17 protein-coding genes are annotated in these 20,839 nt (G+C 70.1%); 9 read left to right on the top strand and 8 right to left on the bottom strand.

Features of this window, described 5'->3' with window-relative positions; translation table 11 throughout:
• On the bottom strand, positions 1-717 hold the full coding sequence (gene trhA / locus KI385_RS28690; RefSeq protein WP_238575039.1) for a PAQR family membrane homeostasis protein TrhA: 717 nt from the start codon (positions 715-717) through the stop codon (positions 1-3).
• A 238-nt stretch (positions 718-955) separates the two neighbouring features.
• On the opposite strand from trhA, the gene KI385_RS28695 reads away from it, so the two are divergent.
• Positions 956-2,776, top strand: coding sequence for a phosphoenolpyruvate carboxykinase (GTP) (locus KI385_RS28695; RefSeq protein ID WP_238575040.1), 1,821 nt, complete (start codon positions 956-958; stop codon positions 2,774-2,776).
• Between the two features lie 91 nt (positions 2,777-2,867).
• On the opposite strand, the gene KI385_RS44245 is transcribed toward KI385_RS28695, so the two are convergent.
• The 3 genes from KI385_RS44245 to KI385_RS28710 all read right to left on the bottom strand — a co-directional run bounded on the left by KI385_RS44245 (position 2,868) and on the right by KI385_RS28710 (position 4,954).
• Positions 2,868-3,044 carry a hypothetical protein gene (locus KI385_RS44245; protein ID WP_342593476.1) on the bottom strand — a complete coding sequence of 59 codons (177 nt, stop codon included), beginning with the start codon at positions 3,042-3,044 and terminating at the stop codon, positions 2,868-2,870.
• A 169-nt stretch (positions 3,045-3,213) separates the two neighbouring features.
• Complete coding sequence (locus tag KI385_RS28705) at positions 3,214-3,657, bottom strand: SCO4983 family protein (protein WP_238575041.1); 444 nt, start codon at positions 3,655-3,657, stop codon at positions 3,214-3,216.
• An 85-nt stretch (positions 3,658-3,742) separates the two neighbouring features.
• The gene (locus KI385_RS28710) at positions 3,743-4,954 is read right to left on the bottom strand and encodes a pyridoxal phosphate-dependent aminotransferase (RefSeq protein ID WP_238575042.1); all 1,212 of its coding nucleotides are present in this window, start codon (positions 4,952-4,954) and stop codon (positions 3,743-3,745) included.
• 187 nt (positions 4,955-5,141) lie between these two features.
• Between KI385_RS28710 and KI385_RS28715 the strand changes: the two genes are divergently transcribed.
• A complete protein-coding gene (locus KI385_RS28715; protein ID WP_238575043.1) occupies positions 5,142-7,298 on the top strand; it encodes a P-loop NTPase fold protein in 2,157 nt (718 codons plus the stop codon).
• 3 nt (positions 7,299-7,301) lie between these two features.
• Here KI385_RS28715 and KI385_RS28720 read toward each other — a convergent pair whose 3' ends face one another.
• Both KI385_RS28720 and KI385_RS28725 read right to left on the bottom strand, forming a co-directional pair.
• Positions 7,302-8,933, bottom strand: a complete 1,632-nt coding sequence (locus tag KI385_RS28720; RefSeq protein WP_238575044.1) for an N-acyl-D-amino-acid deacylase family protein — start codon at positions 8,931-8,933, stop codon at positions 7,302-7,304.
• A 15-nt stretch (positions 8,934-8,948) separates the two neighbouring features.
• Positions 8,949-10,238 (bottom strand): amino acid deaminase, encoded by a 1,290-nt coding sequence (locus KI385_RS28725; protein ID WP_238575045.1) that lies wholly within the window; start codon positions 10,236-10,238, stop codon positions 8,949-8,951.
• Positions 10,239-10,463: 225 nt separating this feature from the next.
• Between KI385_RS28725 and KI385_RS28730 the strand changes: the two genes are divergently transcribed.
• From KI385_RS28730 to KI385_RS28745, 4 genes are all read left to right on the top strand, one after another.
• The gene (locus KI385_RS28730) at positions 10,464-11,573 is read left to right on the top strand and encodes a sugar kinase (RefSeq protein WP_425356968.1); all 1,110 of its coding nucleotides are present in this window, start codon (positions 10,464-10,466) and stop codon (positions 11,571-11,573) included.
• Between the two features lie 73 nt (positions 11,574-11,646).
• Positions 11,647-12,426: an IclR family transcriptional regulator gene (locus KI385_RS28735; RefSeq protein WP_238575046.1), complete on the top strand. Its 780-nt coding sequence runs from the start codon at positions 11,647-11,649 to the stop codon at positions 12,424-12,426.
• 5 nt (positions 12,427-12,431) lie between these two features.
• The gene (locus tag KI385_RS28740; RefSeq protein ID WP_238575047.1) at positions 12,432-12,842 is read left to right on the top strand and encodes a RidA family protein; all 411 of its coding nucleotides are present in this window, start codon (positions 12,432-12,434) and stop codon (positions 12,840-12,842) included.
• A gap of 163 nt (positions 12,843-13,005) precedes the next feature.
• Positions 13,006-14,520, top strand: a complete 1,515-nt coding sequence (locus KI385_RS28745; RefSeq protein ID WP_238575048.1) for a GntP family permease — start codon at positions 13,006-13,008, stop codon at positions 14,518-14,520.
• 77 nt (positions 14,521-14,597) lie between these two features.
• Here the strand turns inward: KI385_RS28745 and KI385_RS28750 are convergent, their stop codons facing one another.
• The gene (locus KI385_RS28750) at positions 14,598-15,947 is read right to left on the bottom strand and encodes a M14 family metallopeptidase (RefSeq protein WP_238575049.1); all 1,350 of its coding nucleotides are present in this window, start codon (positions 15,945-15,947) and stop codon (positions 14,598-14,600) included.
• A gap of 246 nt (positions 15,948-16,193) precedes the next feature.
• On the opposite strand from KI385_RS28750, the gene KI385_RS28755 reads away from it, so the two are divergent.
• Positions 16,194-17,057 carry a trypsin-like peptidase domain-containing protein gene (locus KI385_RS28755; protein ID WP_238575050.1) on the top strand — a complete coding sequence of 288 codons (864 nt, stop codon included), beginning with the start codon at positions 16,194-16,196 and terminating at the stop codon, positions 17,055-17,057.
• Between the two features lie 125 nt (positions 17,058-17,182).
• Here the strand turns inward: KI385_RS28755 and KI385_RS28760 are convergent, their stop codons facing one another.
• A complete protein-coding gene (locus KI385_RS28760) occupies positions 17,183-18,214 on the bottom strand; it encodes a chitinase (protein ID WP_425356969.1) in 1,032 nt (343 codons plus the stop codon).
• Positions 18,215-18,528: 314 nt separating this feature from the next.
• On the opposite strand from KI385_RS28760, the gene KI385_RS28765 reads away from it, so the two are divergent.
• Complete coding sequence (locus KI385_RS28765) at positions 18,529-19,971, top strand: hypothetical protein (protein ID WP_238575051.1); 1,443 nt, start codon at positions 18,529-18,531, stop codon at positions 19,969-19,971.
• Between the two features lie 142 nt (positions 19,972-20,113).
• Positions 20,114-20,830, top strand: coding sequence for a Flp pilus assembly protein CpaB (gene cpaB, locus KI385_RS28770; protein WP_181923853.1), 717 nt, complete (start codon positions 20,114-20,116; stop codon positions 20,828-20,830).
• The last annotated feature ends 9 nt before the right edge of the window (positions 20,831-20,839 follow it).

Here is a 20,839-nt window from a genome sequence, read left to right on the forward strand (position 1 = left end):
TCAGGCGTGCGAATAGGCCACCAGCGAGATGCCGACGTAGTGGACGACGAAGGCCGCCAGCGTGAAGGAGTGGAAGACCTCGTGGAAGCCGAACCAGCGGGGTGAGGGGTTGGGGCGCTTGATTCCGTAGATCACGCCACCGGCGCTGTAGAGCAGTCCGCCGACGACGACGAGCACGAGGACGGCGACGCCGCCGCTGCGCAGGAAGTCGGGCAGGAAGAAGACGGCGGCCCAGCCCATCGCGATGTAGCAGGGGGTGTAGAGCCAGCGTGGTGCGCCGACCCAGAAGACTCGGAAGGCGATACCGGCCACGGCCGCCGCCCAGACCGCCCAGAGCAGGGCCTGGCCGCGCGATCCGGGCACGAGCAGCATCGTCAGCGGTGTGTAGGTGCCGGCGATGATCAGGAAGATGTTGGCGTGGTCGAGGCGTCGCAGGACGCCATCGGTGCGCGGGCCCCAATTTCCGCGGTGGTAGAGGGCGCTCACCCCGAAGAGCAGGCAGGCGGTGAGCGTGTAGATGGCGCAGGCCAGGCGGCCACGGGGGCTGTCGGCGAGCGCGGTGAGGATGACGCCTGAGAGGAGGGCGGCGGGGAACATTCCGGCGTGCAGCCAGCCACGCATTTTGGGTTTGAGTGGCGCGGCCGCGGCGGCGACCGCCGCGATCGCGGGCGGCGCGGAGGGGGGCTGGCTCTCGGCGGCGTCGGGCGCGGAAGTCATGGCGCAATGCTACCTACGCAACCGTAAGTTACCGATTCGTGCGGAAGTGGTGACGGTCACGAAGTCGCCCTCTGGACAGAACCTTATTGGGGTCGGATGATCAAATGAGTGCGGTCGGCACCGGATGAGCGGTCACGAAGCATCCGGGTCGCAGCCCCCAAGGGGCAAACAAAAAAAGAAGCGGATTTTCCCCTCAAAACGGGCAGGAATCCGTCCACACCCTCATCTAGGAGCGATCGTGGCGCGCGACAACGCGGCTCCCACCCTTCCGACCCGTCACCAGGACCTCATCTCCTGGGTCGACGAGGTCGCAGCGATCACCCAGCCCGACCGGGTCGTCTGGTGTGACGGCTCGGAGGCGGAGTACGAGCGTCTGTGCGAAGAGCTCGTCGACAAGGGAACGTTCAAGAAGCTCGACCCGATCAAGCGCCCCAACTCGTACTACGCCGCATCCGACCCCACGGACGTGGCGCGCGTCGAGGACCGCACCTTCATCTGCTCCGAGAAGGAGGAGGACGCCGGCCCGACCAACCACTGGAAGGCCCCGGCCGAGATGCGGGAGATCTTCGCCGGCGAGAAGGGCATCTTCCGCGGCTCGATGCGCGGCCGGACGATGTACGTCGTCCCGTTCTGCATGGGCCCGCTCGGCTCCGAGCTCTCCGCCATCGGGGTGGAGATCACCGACTCCGCCTACGTCGCGGTCTCGATGCGCACCATGACGCGCATGGGCCGGCCGGTGCTCGACGAGCTCGGCGAGGACGGCTTCTTCGTCAAGGCGGTGCACACCCTCGGCGCCCCGCTGGCCGAAGGCGAGGCCGACGTTCCGTGGCCGTGCAACTCCACCAAGTACATCTCGCACTTCCCCGAGGCCCGCGAGATCTGGTCCTACGGCTCCGGCTACGGCGGCAACGCCCTGCTCGGCAAGAAGTGCTACGCGCTGCGCATCGCCTCCGTCATGGCCCGCGACGAGGGCTGGCTGGCCGAGCACATGCTGATCCTCAAGCTCACCCCGCCGCAGGGCGAGTCCAAGTACGTCGCCGCCGCCTTCCCGAGCGCCTGCGGTAAGACCAACCTCGCGATGCTGGAGCCCACCATCTCCGGCTGGACGGTCGAGACCATCGGCGATGACATCGCCTGGATGCGGTTCGGCGAGGACGGCCGCCTCTACGCCATCAATCCCGAGGCCGGCTTCTTCGGTGTCGCGCCCGGCACCGGCGAGCACACCAACGCCAACGCCATGAAGACGATGTGGGGCAACTCCGTCTTCACCAACGTCGCGCTCACCGACGACGGCGATGTGTGGTGGGAGGGCATGACCGAGGAGCTGCCCGCACACCTCACGGACTGGAAGGGCAACGACTGGACCCCGGAGTCCGAGACCCCGGCGGCGCACCCCAACGCCCGCTTCACCGTCCCGGCCGGCCAGTGCCCGATCATCGCGCCCGAGTGGGAGGACCCCAAGGGCGTACCGATCTCGGCGATCCTCTTCGGCGGCCGCCGCGCCAGCGCCGTACCGCTGGTGACCGAGTCGCTGACCTGGCAGCACGGTGTCTTCCTCGGCGCCAACGTCGCCAGCGAGAAGACCGCGGCGGCCGAGGGCAAGGTCGGCGAGCTGCGCCGCGACCCGTTCGCCATGCTGCCGTTCTGCGGCTACAACATGGGCGACTACATGGCCCACTGGGTCAAGGTCGGCGCGGACAAGGACCAGTCCAAGTTGCCGAAGATCTACTACGTCAACTGGTTCCGCAAGGACGACAAGGGCCGCTTCGTGTGGCCGGGCTTCGGCGAGAACAGCCGGGTGCTCAAGTGGATCGTCGAGCGGCTGGAGGGCAAGGCCGAGGGTGTCGAGACCCCCATCGGCGTGCTGCCCACGAAGGACGCGCTGGACACCGAGGGCCTCGGCCTCGACGACGCCGACCTCGACTTCCTGCTCACCGTCGACAAGGACGTGTGGCGCGAGGAGGCGGCGCTGATCCCCGAGCACCTCAACACCTTCGGTGACCACACGCCGAAGGAGCTGTGGGACGAGTACCGCGCGCTGGTTCAGCGGCTCGGCTGAGCACCGTGTCCGGTGGCTGATCGCCGTGGTGGCGGGAGAGGGTTTCCCGCCACCACGGCGTCACGGTTCGCGGGACCGCATGACGGCAAGATCACCACCGAGGCCGGGCACGAGGGCCTCGGTTTCGGCTACTCGAAGCGGGCGGGCGGCCCCGGACTGTATGCGCATGCCCGCGAGAGAGCTTGTGGTCGGCGAGCGCCTGCTCCAGGATCCGGCCGAACCGCTGGGCGGTGGCCCGGTCCCACTGCTGGTTGGCGTCCACCATCATCGGGACGTGGTCGCCGAGGTGTCCGCGGACCGTCTCGACACACCGGAGGTCACGTCCGCGGCCGACCGCGTCGCACCGGCCGCCGCGAGATGAACCGCCCCGGATAGGCCGGTGGAGTGATGCCGGAGCCGCGCCGGTGCGCCCGACGGCGGCCCGCCCACCGGCACGTTCACGCCGTGGCGAGATCCCGGAGCGGCGCGGTGTGCGCCTCCATCCGCTCCGTCGCGAGGGCCATCGCCGCGGCGTCGTCCCGGGACGTGGCGACCGCCAGGGCGTTCCCGGCGAGGGTGTGGGCGCGCTGCCGGAGCGCCTCGACCCGGGCGGGGGTGCCGCCGTCGCTGGGCTCGGCGCGCAGCGGGTAGTGGCCGCCGCTCAGCCGCGCGACCTGCTCGGCGATGCGGTCTGCGGCGTCGGACAGCGCGGCGGCGTCCAGCTCCCGGGCCTCCTGGGTGTCGGCCCGCGTCGCCAGCGCATGCAGCTCGTCGGTGACCGTGAGCAGGGCGGTCAGCTGCCCCGCGAGCCGGATGTCCAGCTCCTCCTCGCGGGAGCGGTGCGGGATCTCCTGGGCTGCGGCCATGGTGTGGACCGACTTGGTGCGGATCGGTTCGTACATGGGATGGCCTCCTGAAGAACGTCCAGGAGGCCATCCTAGCTTAGACACTGTCTAAAGTTGTGGTCCGTATAGAAGTCGCGGTGGTTCAGTACTGTCCGTAACCGTCGAGGAAGGAGCCGATCCGGGTGACGGCATCCGTCAGATCGTCCTTGCTGGGCAGCGTGACCAGGCGGAAGTGATCGGGCTCCGGCCAGTTGAAGCCGGTGCCGTGCACGATCATGATCTTCTCGGCGCGCAGCAGATCGAGCACCATCTGCCGGTCGTCCTTGACCTTGTAGACCTTGGGATCCAGCCGCGGGAAGGCGTACAGCGCGCCCTTGGGCTTGACGCAGCTGACACCGGGGATCTGCGTCAGCAGCTCGTACGCCGTATCGCGCTGCTCCAGCAGCCGGCCGCCGGGCAGCACCAGATCATTGATCGACTGCCGGCCGCCGAGGGCGGTGGCGACCGCGTGCTGGGCCGGCATATTGGCGCACAGCCGCATATTGGCGAGGATCGTCAGCCCCTCGATGTACGAGGAGGCATGCGCCTTCGGGCCGCAGACCGCCAGCCAGCCGCTGCGGTAGCCGGCGACCCGGTACGCCTTGGACAGCCCGTTGAAGGTCAAGGTCAGCAGGTCGGGGGCGAGCGAGGCGAACGGGGTGTGGGTGACACCGTCGTAGAGGATCTTGTCGTAGATCTCGTCGGCGCAGACGATCAGGTTGTGCCGGCGGGCGATCTCCGCGATGCCCCGCAGCAGCTCATCGCCGTACACCGCGCCCGTGGGGTTGTTGGGGTTGATGACGACGATCGCTTTGGTGCGGTCGGTGACCTTGCGCTCGATGTCGGCGAGGTCCGGCATCCAGTCCGCCTGCTCGTCGCAGCGGTAGTGCACGGCCGTGCCGCCGGACAGTGAGACCGACGCCGTCCACAGCGGATAGTCCGGGGCCGGCACCAGCACCTCGTCGCCGTCGTCCAGCAGCGCCTGCATCGACATCTGGATCAGCTCGGAGACGCCGTTGCCGAGGTAGATGTCGTCGACGGAGAGGTCGACGCCCTTGGTCTGGTAGTGCTGCATCACCGCGCGGCGGGCGGAGAGCAGGCCCTTCGCGTCGCCGTAGCCGTGCGCCGTCCCGACCGTACGGAGGATGTCCTCCAGGATCTCGGGCGGGCAGTCGAAGCCGAACGCCGCCGGGTTGCCCGTGTTGAGCTTGAGGATGCGGTGCCCCGCCGCCTCCAGCCGCATGGCCTCCTCAAGCACCGGGCCACGGATTTCGTAGCAGACGTTGGCGAGCTTCGTTGACTGGATGACCTGCATGTCCGCCACTTTACGGGCGCGTTTCGGCGCCCGCCCGGTGTTTTTCCCCACGTCGATCAGCGGAAGGTGTGGGATTCCTCACGGACGGTGACGGGATGCGCCGGCCACCGCGGCGCCGATTCCGTGCGTGCTGCTGATTTCGCGGGGGACCGGCGGGCGGAGACGTACGCCGGTACGCTCCGGGCGCATGTCCACTTCGGCGCCCTTACCGCCACCCGCCCCCGCACCGACCGGCACGCCCGCACCGCCCCCGGCGCACGGCCCCTTCGCACTGCTCAACGACGAACCGGTCGCCGAGTCCGGCGCGGATCTGCTCGGCGCCGGCCGGGCCGCCCGCCAGCTCGCCGGGCTGCTGGTCGCCTCCCGTGAGTCCACCCCGTTCACGCTCGCCGTGGACGCCGGCTGGGGCATGGGCAAGAGCAGCCTGATGCGGCTCGTCGATGCGGAGCTGGCGCTCGCTCCCGAGGTGGAGACCGTCTGGTACAACGCCTGGACCTCGACCGGCGCCGACGCGCTGGAAGGGCTGATCAAGTCCGTTCTGATGCGCTTCGACCGGCGGGTGCTGCGCCGCGGACTGCAGCGGGTCACCGAACGGCGCGCGCTGCTGCGGGCCGTACGGGCGCTGACCACGGTCGCCGCCGGGCCGCTCGGGGTGGCCGGCCTGGTCGACGAGCTGTGGAAGAGCCTCTCCGTCAACTCCCAGGCCCGCAACGAGATGCGGGGCGCGATCGGCGATCTGGTGCAGGAGTGGTCGCAGACCGCCGAGTTCCGGCCACGCCGGCTCCTGGTGGTCTTCATCGACGACCTCGACCGCTGCTCGGAGGAGACGGTCCTCGCGGTCTGCGAGGCGGTGAAGGTCTATCTGGACGTACCGGGGCTGGCGTTCGTGATCGGCTGCGACCGCTCGGCGCTGGGGCCGAACGGACTGCTGCGTGATCTGTCGCCGGCCGGCTCGGCGTTCATGGAAAAGATCTTTCAGACCAGCTACCGGATTCCGGCCGCCGACAACCACGGCGTCAAGGAGTACATCCGCTGGTGCGCCCGGACCGCGGGCGTGGAGCCGCTGCTCGACGACGCCCTGGTGGACCTGCTGGCCCAGCGCTCGGACCGCAACCCGCGCCGCGTCAAGCGCCTGGTCAACGGCTTCGTCCTGGAAGCCACACTCAACCCCGTCTGGCGCGACTTCGGCCCCGGCGCGGTGATCAGGACGCTGCTGCTGCAGTACTTCTATCCCGACTTCTACCGGATGATGACCGGCCCGTCGGGCACCATCGACGGCGATGTGATGGCCGAATTCCGTACGTACCGGGAGGTGCGGCGGACGCTGCTGGCCGCCGCGGCCGGGCAGCCGGTCGTACAGTCGCTGGCGGAGGTACGGGACTTTCTCGCGAGGTACGAGCTGCTGCCGCCGGAGCCGCTCAGCGCGTCCGGCGAAGCGGTACTGACCGCGCTGGAGCGCCAACTGCCCAATGAATTCCCGGACCTGGTGATCAATCCGGCGTTCACTTCACTGGTCGACGAGCTGACCGGCCGCCCGGACGCGGACCGGCTGCTCCAGCGGCTGCGCGAGGGCCCCCTCGGCTCCGGCGGGGAGCCGACCCGGATGTCCCAGGAGTGGGCCCCGGTGTGGCAGGAGATGCCGGGGTCCCGCGTGGACGGCTACGCCACGGGCTTCGGGCCGCCGCTGGCGTGGCCGGGGCACGAGCCGTACGGGGGTTACGGGACACCGCAGCCCCAGTCGTTGCAGATGCCGCCGCAGCAGGGCGGGGTGCCGGTGGGGCAGGCGCCGCAGGGCCCGGTGCCACAGGGGGCGTACCCGGCGCCGAGCGGGTACCCGGCGCCGAGCGGGTACCCGCCGCAGAGCGGTTACCCGGCACCGGCCTTCGACGTCCTGTGGGTTGACGACCAGCCGGACCGCAAGGGCGTGGTGCGCGAGGTGCTGGAGGGTCTCGGGGCGCAGGTGAACCACGTGCCGAAGAGCGCCGCCGCCGTGCAGGCTCTCCGCAATCGCACCCCGGACCTGCTGATCTCCGACATCAGCCGGGGCTCGGACCACTCTGCGGGCTTCGAGATGGTGGAGCGGCTCAAGGCGGACGGGAACTACGACGGTCCGGTGGTCTTCTTCACCATCCGTCGCTCCACCGACCGGGAGGAGCGGGCCGCCGCGATGGGCGCCAAGCTGACCAACAACGAGCAGGAGCTGCGCGAACTGGTGCTGGCCGCCATGCAGGACAGGGACGGGGACGGGACCCGGCCCCCGACTCCGCCGCGTGACAAGAAGCCGCCTCGGCGTGCGAAACGGCACTTCGGGGAGACGGAGGGGTGGGCCCCTTTGGCCCTCTGACCCTCAGCCGCGACCGGCCGTCCGCCGCACCGCCCGCCCCGCCAGCACATCCGTCCGCCGCCCGTCCTCGATCACGAACCGGCCGTCGATCAGGACGTGCGGGATGCCGGTCGGGAGCGTGCGTGGGGCGTCGAAGGTCGATCCCGCCGCGACCGTGTCGGGGTCGAAGAGGACCAGATCGGCGCGGTAGCCCTCGCGGACCAGGCCGCGGTCGGGCAGCCGCAGTCGGGCCGCGGCGCGCGAGGTGAGATGGGCGACGCACTCCTCCAGCGACAGCACGCCCAGTTCGCGGACGTACGTGCCGAGGTACTGGGGGAAGGTGCCGTACGCGCGCGGATGCGGCTTGTAGCCCTGGAGGATGCCGTCGCTGCCGCCGGTGTGCACCCGGTGGCGCATGATCTGGCGGACGTTGTCCTCGTGCCCGACGTGCTGGAGGATCGTCGAGCCGAGGCGGTCGTCGATCAGGAGGCGGCGGGCCGTGACCCAGGGTTCCTCGCCGCGTTCGGCGGCGCTGCGGGCGAGGGTCTTGCCGACACAGCCCGCCAGGCCCGGGTCCGAGACCCCGGAGATCTCGATGGTGTCCCACTCGATGGGGACGCCATGGCAGCCGTCGGCGCCCTCCACCTCCATGACGTGGCGGATGCGCTCGGCCGTCGCATCGTCCTTCAGGCGGGCCAGGATCGCCTCGGGACCGCCCTCGCTCGCCCAGCTCGGCAGCATCGCGACCAGGGTCGTACAGCCCGGGGTGTAGGGGTAGGTGTCGAGGGTGATGTCCGCGCCGGCGTCCAGGGCGCCGTCCAGGAGGGACAGCAGCTCGGGCGCGCGGCCCTTGTTGACGCCGAAGTTCATGGTGGCGTGCGCGAGATGGAGCGCACAGCCGGCCTCGCGGGTGAGCGCGACCATCTCCTCGTACGCCTGGAGGGCGCCCGCCCCGTAGGAGCGGTGGTGCGGGCAGTAGTAGCCGTCGTAGCGGGCCACCACCCGGCACAGTTCGGTCAGTTCGGCGTCCGAGGCGTACATACCGGGGGTGTACGTCAGACCGGAGGAGAGGCCGACCGCGCCCTGCTCCAGGCCCTCGGCGACCAGTTGCTTCATCCGTGCCAGCTCGTCGGCGGTGGCCTCGCGGTCGTCCCAGCCCAGGGCGAGCATCCGGACGGTGCCCTGCGGGACGAGGTAGGCGGCGTTGACGGCGATGCCCTGGCCGTCGAAGCCGTGGTCGAGGCGGTCGAGGTATGCGCCGACCGTGCGCCAGTTGAAGTCGAGGGAGGTGTCGCCGGGCGCCCCGCCGTTCCAGCCGGTGATCTGCGCGCGGACCTCGGCGAGCGTGCGGTCGTCGACCGGCGCGTACGACAGGCCGTCCTGGCCGAGGACTTCGAGGGTGACGCCCTGGGCCACCTTGGCCTCGTGCCCGGGGTCACGCAGCAGCGCGAGATCGCTGTGCGCATGCATATCGATGAAGCCGGGGGAGAGGGCGAGCCCGTCGGCGGCGACGACACGGGCGGCGCCCGGGCGCGGGCCGCCGTCCGACTCGCGGTGGATCTCGGCGATCCGGCCGCCGGCCAGGGCGACATCGGCGCGGTAGGACGGGCCGCCGGACCCGTCGATGACGCGTATGCCGCGGAGCACGGTGTCCATGGGCCGGGGCTGCCTTTAGAAGAAGGTGCGGATGAAGTCCGTGACCGTGCCGTCCCGCTCGACCAGCGGGATCAGCTGCCACTTGTCGAAGGATGTGCACGGGTGCGACAGGCCCAGACCGACCCAGTCGCCCACCTCCAGATCGCCGCTCCGCTCGGTGGCGACCCACGCATGCTGGTCGGACAGCCCGGTGACGGTGAGGCCGTCCGCCGGCCGCAGGGTGCCGTCCCGGCCGGACCGTACGACCTGGGCCTGCGGAAGATCCAGGTCGTACGCCGCATCGCGCTTGCCCGCGTTGAGGAACGCCTGCTGGGGCGTGGGGCGGGAGACGACCTGTGCCCACAGACGGAACGCGGGCTCCAGGGCGCCCTCCTCCGGGATGCGGTTGAAGGGGGTCAGACGGCGGTAGTGGCCGTCGTCGTGCGAGACATACGCGCCCGAGCGCAGCAGCTTGAGGACCGGGGCGGACAGGGCGGGGATCTCCGCGAAGACCTCGGCGACCGTATCGAACCAGGCGCTGCCGCCGGCGCTGATGACGATCTGGTCGAGGTCGGCGAACCGGCCCGCCTTGTCGAACTCCACGGCCAGCGCGACCAGTCGGCGCAGCCAGGCCGCCACCCGCTCGAAGTCGGCCCGGGGCACCTCGCCCTCGTAGCCGGCGATGCCGACCAGGCGCAGGGTGTCCACGCCCGCGATGGCATCGGCGAGTTCCAGGCACTCGGTCTCCGTACGGACCCCGGTACGGGCGCCCTCACCGGCGCCCAGCTCGACCACGACGTCCACCGGGCGGGTGGCGCCGGCCGCGCGCAGCGCCGTGTCCATCAGCTCGATGCCGCGCAGCGAGTCGACGTAACAGATGAAGCGGAAGTCCGGATCGTCGGCCAGCTCGCCGGCGAGCCAGCGCAGCGCGGCCGCGTCCACGACCTCGTTCGCCAGGAAGATCTTCTGGATGCCGTAGCTGCGGTAGACACGGGCCTGGTGGGGAACGGCGGCGGTGATGCCCCAGGCGCCGTGCTCCAACTGGCGGGCGAAGAGCTGCGGGGCCATGCAGGTCTTGCCGTGCGGGGCGAAGGCCAGGCCGTGCCGGGTGGAGTAGGTCTCCATCAGCGCCAGGTTGTGCTCGACCGACTCGGCGGAGAGGGCGAGGACGGGGGTGGTGAACCCGTCGGCGAAGAGGTTGCGTCGCTCGGCGGCCAGCTCGCCGACGGTCAGGCCCTCGGCGTCCGGGGGGAGCGCCTTGAAGCGGTGATCGACCCGTTCGTCCGCGAGTCCCTTGAGTCCCTGCGCGAGCCGCTCGCCGGTCATGGGGCCTCCTCAGATATCCTGTTGCACTCTCTGCAACACTCATTGCGCATATCGCTTACAGCTGTCTAACATCCGAGCCAGCGCCCGGTCAATGGTGCGAAACCTGGCGGGAACCAGGCGGGAAACGTCCGCATGCCGTGCGGACACGGCCCCGCCCGGACGCACAAGGACACCGGACATCCGCGTCCGCCGCGTCCCACGCACAGCGAAGGAGCGCAGCCGATTGTGACCAGGCCCTCGAACGTCAGCGACACCACCGGCCCGGACGGCGAAACCGTCCCGGACGTCGATGTCGTCTGCCTCGGCGAGTCCATGGTCACCTTCCTGCCCAGCCTGCCCGGACGGCTCGCCGACGTACCCTCCTTCGACCGCGCCATCGGCGGTGCCGAATCCAATGTCGCCTGCACCCTCGCCCGCACCGGCCACACCACCCGCTGGATCTCCCGGGTCGGCACCGACGGCTTCGGCGACCACCTCGTCGCCGCCATCGCCGACTGCGGCGTGGACACCCGCCACGTCCAGCGCGACCCGCTGCGCCCCACCGGCATCTACTTCCGCACCGCCGGCGAACGTGCCACCGGCGTCGACGGCGAAGCCACCGACCGCGCCGAAGTGCTCTACTACCGCGCCGGCTCCGCCGCCTCCGCCATGGCCCCCGGCCTTCTCGACCACGACGCGCTGCACCACGCCCGCATCATCCACCTCACCGGCATCACCGCGGCCCTCTCCGGCAGCTGCCTCGACGTCCTGCGCACCCTCACCCGCCGCACCCCCGGCCGCCCCCTCGTCTCCTTCGACGTCAACTACCGCGTCGGCCTCTGGCGCAACCCCGCCCAGGGCCCCGAGATCCTCCTCGACCTCGCCCGCGGCTGCGACCTGGTCTTCGTCGGCGAGGACGAGGCCGAGGCCGCCTGGGACCTGCACGGCCCCGACGCGATCCGCGACGCCCTCCCCGAACCCGCCACCCTCGTCGTCAAACAGGGCGCCGCCGGCGCCACCGTCCTCGACCGGCAGGCCGACGGCACCGACACCGTCACCCACGCCCCCGCCCTCAAGGTCGCCGTCGTCGCCCCGGTCGGCGCCGGCGACGCCTTCGCCGCCGGATTCCTCTCCGGCACCCTCCGCGACCTGCCCGTCCACGCCCGCATCCGGCACGGCCACCTCATGGCCGCCGCCTCCCTCACCGTCCCCGGCGACCTCGGCACCCCGCCCGCCCGCGCCCTCGCCGACCGGCTCGCCGCCCTCGGCGCCGCCGACTGGGGCACACTGCGACTCGGCCCCGATTGGACGACCGACGGGGTGCGCACCGCACGGGTGGAGGTCCGAGCACAGTGAACGAGCCAAGCGAGAGAACCATGAAAAGGCGCGTCCCGGACGCACGTCGGGGCGGGACCGGCGAGGTTCGATCATGAGTCAGACAGTCGATCGCGCACTGAGCATCCTTCCGCTGCTCGCCGAAGGGCCGGCCAACCTGGAGCAGGTGGCGAGCCGGCTGGGCGTGCACAAATCCACCGCCCTGCGCCTGCTGCGCACCCTGCACGAACACGGCATCGTCTACCGCCAGCCCGACCAGCGCTACCGCCTCGGCGCCCGTCTCTTCGCCCTCGCCCAGCAAGCCGTCGAAAACCTCGACGTACGCGAGATCGCCCACCCCCACCTCGTCGCACTCAACGAGAAATGCGGACACACCGTCCACCTCGCGGTCTACGAGGAGAACGAGGTGCTCTACATCGACAAGGTCGAGAGCCGCTACCCGGTCCGGATGTACTCGCGGATCGGCAAACCCGTCGCGATCACCGTCGCCGCGGTCGCCAAGCTGCTCCTCGCCGACCTCCCCGAACCCGAGCGCCGCGCCCTCGCGGAAAAGCTCGACTACCCCCTCTACACGTCCCGTTCGACGCCCCACGCCACGGCCTTCCTCGCCGAACTGGCCAAGGTCCGCGAACAGGGCTGGGCCACCGACCTCGGTGGCCACGAGGAGTCCATCAACTGCGTCGGAGCCCCCATCCGCGGGGCGGACGGACGCGTGGTCGCCGCCATGTCGGTCTCCGCGCCGAACGTCGTCGTCACCGCCGATGAACTCCTCACACTGCTCCCGCTGGTACGCCGCACCGCCGACACCATCAGCCGGGAGTACTCCGGAACCGCAATTCCCCATTCACCCACCGGTCCCGTACAGGAAGCCTGAACACCATGACCGAGAAGATCGCGCTCACCCCGGCCACCCACACCACCCCGCCCGCGAAGTTCTCCCACGGCGTCAAGAAGGGCAACCTCCTTCAGGTCGCGGGCCAGGTCGGCTTCCTCCCCGCCGTCGAGGGCCAGGCCCCCACCCCGGCCGGCCCCACACTGCGCGAGCAGACCCTGCAGACCTTCGCCAACGTCAAGGCGATCCTGGAGGAGGGCGGCGCGAGCTGGGACGACGTGATGATGATGCGCGTCTACCTCACGGACGTGGACCACTTCGCCGAGATGAACGAGATCTACAACGCCTACTTCGAGGCCGAGGGCCTCAAGGAGGCGGCATCCGCCCGCACCACGGTCTACGTCGGGCTGCCCAAGGGCCTGCTCATCGAGATCGACGCGCTCGCGGTCCTGAGCTGAGGCGCCCACCCCCTTGCCCCGCCTGCCGTTAACACCGGCGCGAGCGCACCACCCACCGCACGCGCACCCCTCGCCGCACGGCACGGCGTCCCGAACCGACGGGGCGCCGTGCCGCGGTCCCCCCTGCCCTGGAAGCTCCCCTGCCTGCCCACGGAGTCACTCCATGTTCCTCGCTGCCACGACCCCCACCCCGCCGCCACCACCCCACACCGGTGGACTGCTCGCCCTGATACCGGGCACCGCGGGCCTCCTGACGGTCGCCGCCCTGGGCATCGCCCTGCTCCTCTTCCTGATCATCAAGGTCCGGCTGCAGCCCTTCGTCGCGCTGCTCGGCGTCTCCATCGCCGTCGGCCTGGCCGCCGGCCTCTCCGTCACCGAACTCTTCGGCACGGTGCAGAAGTCCGACGCCGTCTCGATGATCGAGACCGGTATGGGCGGCATCCTGGGGCATGTCGCGATCATCATCGGCCTGGGCACCATGCTCGGCGCGATCCTCGAAGTCTCCGGCGGCGCCGAGGTGTTGAGCGCCCACCTGCTCCGGGTCTTCGGTGAAAAGCGCGCCCCGCTGGCCATGGGCCTCACGGGCCTGATCTTCGGCATCCCGGTCTTCTTCGACGTCGGCATCTTCGTCCTCGCGCCGATCGTCTACGCGGCGGCGAAGCGCAGCAGTAAGTCGATCCTCCTCTACTGCATGCCCCTGCTGGCCGGCCTGTCCATGACCCACGCCTTCCTGCCGCCGCACCCCGGCCCGGTCGCCGCCGCCGGCCTGTTCAAGGTCGACCTGGGCTGGATCATCCTCATGGGCATCGTCTGCGGCATCCCGGCCGTGCTCGCCGCCTGGGGCTACGCGGCCTGGATCGGCAAGCGCCTCTTCGTCGCGGTCCCGCAGGACATGGTCGAGGCCGCCGAGGAGGCCAAGGCCGCCGTCACCGCGGAGAAGGCCGATGGGGGTACCCCCTGCTCGAACGAAGCCGAGAGCTTGGGGGACGGCGTCGAACCCCACGAGCGGCCGGTCTCCCTGGGCACCGTCCTCACCATCATCGGCACCCCCCTGATCCTCATCCTCCTGGCGACGTTCTCCTCGATCGCCCTGGCGCCTTCCACCGGCCGCTCGGTCATCGAGTTCTTCGGGCACCCCTTCGTCGCCCTGACGTTCGCCCTGCTGCTTTCCTACCACCTGCTGGGCATCCGTCGCGGCTGGTCCCGCAAGTCCCTGGAGACCGTCTCCACCGCCTCGCTCAAGCCGGTCGGCAACATCATCCTGGTCGTCGGCGCCGGCGGTATCTTCGGCGCCGTCCTCAAGGGCAGCGGCGTCGCCACCGCCCTCTCCGACACCTTCCACAACGTCGGCCTCCCCGTCATCGTCCTGGCCTACCTCCTCTCCCTCGTCCTACGGGTGGCCCAGGGCTCGGCAACGGTCGCCATCGTGACGACAGCGGGAATCGTCGTCCCCCTCATCGAGGGCCAGGGCATGTCGCAGGCCCATCTGGCGCTGATCATCATGGCGATCTCGGCGGGGTCGATCTTTGCCTCGCACGTGAATGACGGGGGCTTTTGGATGGTTTCGAAATATTTCGGTATTTCGGAGCGCGACACGCTGAAGTCCTGGACGGTCCTGGAGTCGGTGCTCTCGGTCGCCGGATTCGCGGTGGCGGCGCTGGTGAGCTTGGTCGTCTAGGGCACGCGCCCCGGCACGCCACGAGCCGGCGCCCCGGAACCCGACGACGGGTTCCGGGGCGCCGCGTTGTGCGTCGCTCAACCCTCCTTGCAGTACTCCTGTTCCTTGCCGATCGAGCGGTAGACGCAGTCGGAGATCTCCAGGAACTTGAGTACCGCGTCCTTGTTGCGGGCGGTTTCCTTGGGGATCACGGTGTCCCGCGGATAGAAGCCGCCGCTCCCCGCGGACGACGGGTACATCTCGAACGTGTACGCGAATATCTTCTGGTCCCCCCACAGCCAGTCATCGATCGCGCCATCGGTGATGTAGAGCTCGCTGGACTGCTCGGGGGTGTAGCCGTTGCTGGCGGCCATGTCCTTGCCGATGGTGGCGAAGGCGTCGTGGTCGTCCTGGGTCATGCCGGGGCCGGTTTCGTCATTGGTGAAGCCGAAGGGCCACAGGACGAGTTCGCTGTAGGTGTGGAAGTCGATGGCGGTCTTGATCTGCTGCTTGCCGCCGACGTTGCGGCTGTGGACGAATTTCGAGACGACCTGGACCTCGGGGGCCGAGGCGGCGGAGGGGCCGCGGTAGGTCTCGTCGCCGGGGTCGGTCGAAGAGCCGTCGCAGCAGCCCCATTTGAAGTCCCAGTTGCGGTTGAGGTCGGTGCCGACCTCGTTGGTCCCGGCGTTGGGCTGGCGGTTCTTGCGCCAGCTCTGGAATTTTCCGGAGGCGATGTCGTACTCGCCGCCGTCCGGGTTCAGGTCGGGGATGATCCAGATCTCACGGGAGTCGAGCATCTTGGTGATGCGGTCGTCGCTGCCGTACTTCGAGGTGAACTCGTTGAGGAGGTAGAGGGCCATCTCGACCGTGAGGTGTTCCCGGGCGTGCTGGTGGGCGGTGAAGAGGACCTCGGGCTCCTGCTCGTCCTTGGTGACGTTCTTGCTGAGTTTGAGGGCGAGGATGTTGCGGCCCTCGTGGGAGGTGCCGATGACCTGCTTGCCGAGGATGGCCGGGTACTTGGCGACGAGGGCGTCGATCTCCTTCGTCGCCTCGTCGTAGGTGTGGTAGTTCGTGTAGCCGGCCGGGAAGTCCTTGACGCGGGGCTTGGGGGAGGCCGTGGTGGCGCCCGGCGGATCGGGCAACAGGCGGAGCGTGTAGCCGAGTTGGCGCACCAAGGCGGCCTGGGTGCGGGTCGCGGTGATGACGACGGCGCGGGCGTGTACCTCGTCGATGCTGACGCCGGTCGCGGTGAGGGCGGTGCGCTCCGTGGGGGTGGCGGGGCCTTTCACCTCGTACTGGTGGGGGAGTTCGGCGTCCCGTGCGGCGCCGGGCGCGGGCCCGGTGGGCGGGGATTCCTGCGCCTGGGCGGCGGCTATCGGGGCGGCGAGCGCGAGGGAGAGGAGTGCGGCGAGGACGGTGGTGCGTCCGCCGCGGATACGTGGTCGCATGCGGTCTCCTGTGGGGTGTGAGGCGAAGCGACTGCGCCAGTTTTGGGCGTTGGCATGGCCGGGTCAAGGTGTTGGATGGCCAGATGTGGGGTTGTGGGGCGGCGGCCGGGGTGTGGGTGAACCCGGCAACTTGCCATCGTTTTACGGAAATTCATTGCCTCGGGCGGCTGTGGCACTAACAATGCGCACGACAAAACCGAAGGTGCCGGAAGGACCTTCGGTGACAGAAGCTGAGAGGACCCCCACATGAATCGACCTCTCGTCGGCACCCTGGCCACGGCCGTGCTGGGCGCCGCAGCCCTGGTGGGCACCGTCGGAACGGCCCACGCGGCCCCGCACCACCCGGACCGTCACAAGACCAAGGCGGTGGACTTCGCCGGCACCGTCGCGCTGAGCAACTGCTCCGGTTCGATCGTCAAGATGCCCACCTCGCAGCAGAACGACCCGGCCCTGGTGATGTCCAACGGCCACTGTCTGGAAAGCGGTATGCCCGGCGCGGGCGAGGTCATCGTCGACCAGTCGTCCAGCCGCAGTTTCACGCTGCTCGACAAGTCGGCCGGCAACCTGGGCACGATCAAGGCCACCAAGATCGCGTACGCCACGATGACCGACACCGATGTCTCGCTGTACGAGACCGGGTCGACCTACGCCGAGATCGAGCAGAAGTACGGGATCAAGCCGCTGGAGCTGGCCACCGACCACCCGGCCAAGGGTGCGGGGATCAGCGTCGTCTCCGGCTACTGGAAGAAGATCTACTCCTGCAACATCGACGGGTTCGTGCCCACCCTCAAGGAGGGTGACTGGACCTGGAAGGACTCGGTCCGCTACACCCCCGAGTGCAAGACCATAGGCGGGACCTCCGGGTCGCCGGTGGTCGACACCACCACGGGCAAGGTCACGGCCATCAACAACACGGGCAACGAGGACGGCGAGAAGTGCACCGTCAACAACCCGTGCGAGGTGGACGAGAACGGCAATGTCACGGTGCACAAGGGCATCAACTACGCGCAGGAGACGTACGGGATCCCGAAGTGCTTCGGCGTCGGCAACAAGCTGGATCTGAGCGCCGAGGGATGCACGCTGCCGAAGCCGGCGGCCACCCGCAGGTGATCCGGCGGGAAGCGGCACGTAGCAGGAAATAAGGGCAGCAGGTCGCCAGGTCCCGTGCACGGGGTGCGCGGGACCTGGCTGTGGGGGGCGCCGGGACGCCGGAGGGCGCGGCGCGCGGGTTCCTGTTAGGGCAGGCCGTGGACGTGGGCGCCCACTTGGCCGGCGAATTCATTGCCGTTGGCGGCGTCCCAGTTGGTGGACCAGGTCATCGCGCCGCGCAGGCCCGGATAGGTCTTGGACGGCTTGAACGAGCCGCAGTGGGTGCCCTGGGTGAGGCAGTCCAGGGCGGCGTTGACGACGGACGGCGGGACATAGCCGCTGCCGGCCGCGCGGGCGGAGGCCGGTACGCCGATGCCGACCTGCGAGGGATCGAGGCCGCCCTCCAGCTGGATACAGGCGAGCGAGGTCAGGAAGTCGACCGAGCCCTGTGCGTAGACCTTGCCGTCGCAGCCGTTCATCGAACCGCTGTTGTAGTACTGCATATTGACGACGGTCAGGAAGTCCTTGATGCCGAGCGCCGTCTTGAAGTACTCGTTCTGCGGTGACTGCATGTCGATGGTCTGCGGGGCCATGGTCACCACGACGTCGCTGTGCCGGTCGTGCACGGCCTTGAGCGCCTGCGTCATATAGGTCGAGTCGAGGCCGTTCTCCAGGTCGATGTCGACGCCGTTGAAGCCGTATTCGTCCATCAGGCCGTTGACGGAGTCGGCGAAGTTCTTGGCGGAGGTGTCGTCGGTGACGGACACCGAGCCCTTCTCGCCGCCGACGGAGAGGACCACCGACGTGCCGGCCGCCTGCTTCGCCTTGATATCTGCCTTGAATTCGTCGGTGGAGCCGTATCCGACGGCTGGGTCGAGCTGGAAGGTGACCGCACCGGGTTGGCCGGTGGCCTCGGCGAACGAGACCGCGATGATGTCGTACGCGGCGTCGACGTCCTTGAGTTTCTGCACGGTGGCGCCGTTGTTGAAGTTCTGCCAGTAGCCGGTGACGGCGTGTCCGGGGACGGCGGCGGGGGAGGCCGGGGCCGGGTGTTCCTCGGACGCGCTGGCGGTGCCCGCCGTGACGATGCCGGCCGACGTCAGCACCGTGGCGGCCACTCCTGCCAGCAGCCTTGTCCTGAACCTGCTCTTCGCTCTTCCTGATCGTGCGCGAACCACGACTGCCTCCGGGTGGGGGGAAGGTGGGGGAGTGGTGCGGATGCGCGTTCAGGGGCCCCTGCGCTTGCGGTACAACGTGGTCCAGACCATTGATCCTGTCAAGACTCTTGCCGGAAGCGGGCGTTCCCGTGATTGTCGCTTGGGCGGTATGCGTCATTTCCCTGCGGAGGGATGGTCATGACGAGTAGCCCAGAACGTGTTCTCTGGGACGTATCTCTGTGGATAAAGTGCTGAGCGTATGGCGCCGATGGCGCAGAGCTGTGCCGATCCGCGGTCCCGGGACCCCCGGCGGCCGGAGGGAGTGGGGGAGCGACGTGCCGACCGCGATTGCAGTCACCAGCCCTGACCTCGCGCTGCCGGCGACCGACCGGCAGACCCCCGCCGCGGTCGTCCTGCAGGCCCCGCATCTGCAGCCGCTGGACGACGCCCTTACGGAGACCAGCGCCGTACTCGAACACCACGGCCATCTCGTCGTGCTGTACTCCGCCGCCTGTCCGCCGGAACACATCCGCCGGCTGCACACCCTGCGCGCGGTCCTGGAGAGCGACCGGATCGCCATCCTGCCGCTGTCACTGCCGCCGCTGGGTGTGGCCCTGCTGGCCCGTCAGCTGCGGCAGTTGTCGCTCTGCGACTTCAGCCCCGGGGTGCTGGCCAGTGCGGCGCGGCTGCTGTCCCACTACATCCATGCGGGCGCACTGCTGGGCAGTGTCAGCGGCCTGGACCGGGTCGAGGTCGATCTGCGCTCCCATATGAAGTCCTGGCTGCCCGGTGCGCACTTCGCGGTGCTGGCCAACCCCGAGCCGCAGCTGCTGCATCTGGACCGGCACAGCACCGAGGCCGGGCTGCGGGCGCCCGGGTTCGCCACCCAGCTCGCGGTCGCCCGCGGCCAGCTCACCGCGGAGTGGGTGACCGGGGCGCTCGCGCCGGCCTGGCGGGTGCAGGGGGTGTACGAGGCGCGGCTGCCCGCCGAGTCCGCCCGGTGGTGGGGGACCCAGAAGCTGATCGAATTCGCGGCGGCCATTCCGGACCTGTCGGTCCTCTACCAGCTGGTGGCGTCGGTACGGCGCGAGGAGTGCGGCTGGTGCGGGCTGGAAGTCCTGGGGGACCGCTGTGCGTTCTGCGCGGCGCCCCTGGCCAGGGACCGGGCGGCGGGGGGTGGCGGGTCCGGCAGAGGCCCCGCGGCCATAGGGGGGCCGGGGCCGGTGGCAGGCACCGCCACGGCACCGGCCAAGGACCCGGCTCCGGTTTCCGCGCCGGCCGCCGACTCCGCTCCCGCGCCGGATTCCGCCCCCGCGGCCGCTCCCGCACCGGCCCCCGCGCCGCACGGCTCCGGCGCGCCCGCCGCCCCCTCGGGGCCGGCGACCGAGCCGCCTCCCCCGCCGTGGGCGGAGCGCGGGCTGTCGCCGGTGGCCCCGTCGGGGGTGCCCGGTACGTCCGGTGGACCCGGCGGCACGGACGTACCGGGCGGCGGGCCCGGTGGCCGTGGTGGCCCGGGGCAGCTGGACGTACGCGGCCCCGACGTCGCGAGCGGCGGCCCGGGAGCGCCGGGGAACCCGTACGGGTCGGGACGTCCGGTGCCGGGTAACCCCTATGCGTCCGACGGCCCCTGCACCCCCGGAACTTGGGATCTGCCCGGCCACCCCGATTTCGCCGGTCAACCGGACGGCTTCCGGCATCCGGACCTCCCCGGCCACCCGGATCTGTCCGGTCATCGGGAGGTGCCCGGCGCCCCGCGGACGGTGGCCCGCGTGCGCTGAGCCCGACCGGACCGCCCATGGCCCGCCCCGCGCCGGCCGGCCACCCTCCGCCCCCCCCCGCCGAAACGACCCGCCCGACGACCGCCCCGCCCCCTGACCGTCCGCCCGTTCCGTCCCCCGTCCTGATCGAGGTCCCTCCCCCATGAACTCACGCCAGCGCCGCGGAGTGATCCTGCTGCTCCTGTCGGTCCTCTGTGCGGTCGGCGCGTTCGTCGGCGTGCTGTCGGTGATCAAGAACGTCGAGTCCAAGGTCGGGCCGGAAAAGACGGCGTATCGGCTGAAGACGGATGTCGCGGCCTATAAAGCGCTGGATCCTGGGCAGTTCGAGAAGGTGAAGATGCCGCAGCGCTGGCTGCCGCCCACCGCCGTGACCGATCTGGACCAGGTCAGCGGCAAGATCGCGGTGACCCCGCTGAAGAAGGGGTCGCTGCTCCAGGACGACATGATCGTCGAGCGGCCGGCGCTGAAGGCCGGGCAGCAGGAGATCGCCATCATGATCGACGCCGCCACCGGAGTGGCCGGCAAGATCAACCCCGGTGCCCGGGTGAACATCTACGCCACCTTCGAGGGCAAGCGCCCCGAGGACAAGCCGGTCTCCAAGGTCATCGTGGCCGGCGCCCAGGTCATCGACGTCGGCAAGCTGACGCCGCTGGAGGCCAAGGACCCGGGCAGCACCACGACGGGCCGCCAGGCCGGCGAGGCCGTCCCGATCACCTTCGCGCTCGGCACCCAGGACGCCCAACGGGTCGCCTACGCCGAGTCCTTCGCCTCCCACGTACGGCTCGCCCTGCTCGCCCCCGGCAGCGAGGCCGCCATCCCGCCCGGCCAGCGCACCTACACCCTCGACGGCGACAAGTGACCCGGAGGC

It is taken from the genome of Streptomyces inhibens, assembly GCF_022221585.1.
GTDB lineage: Bacteria > Actinomycetota > Actinomycetes > Streptomycetales > Streptomycetaceae > Streptomyces > Streptomyces inhibens.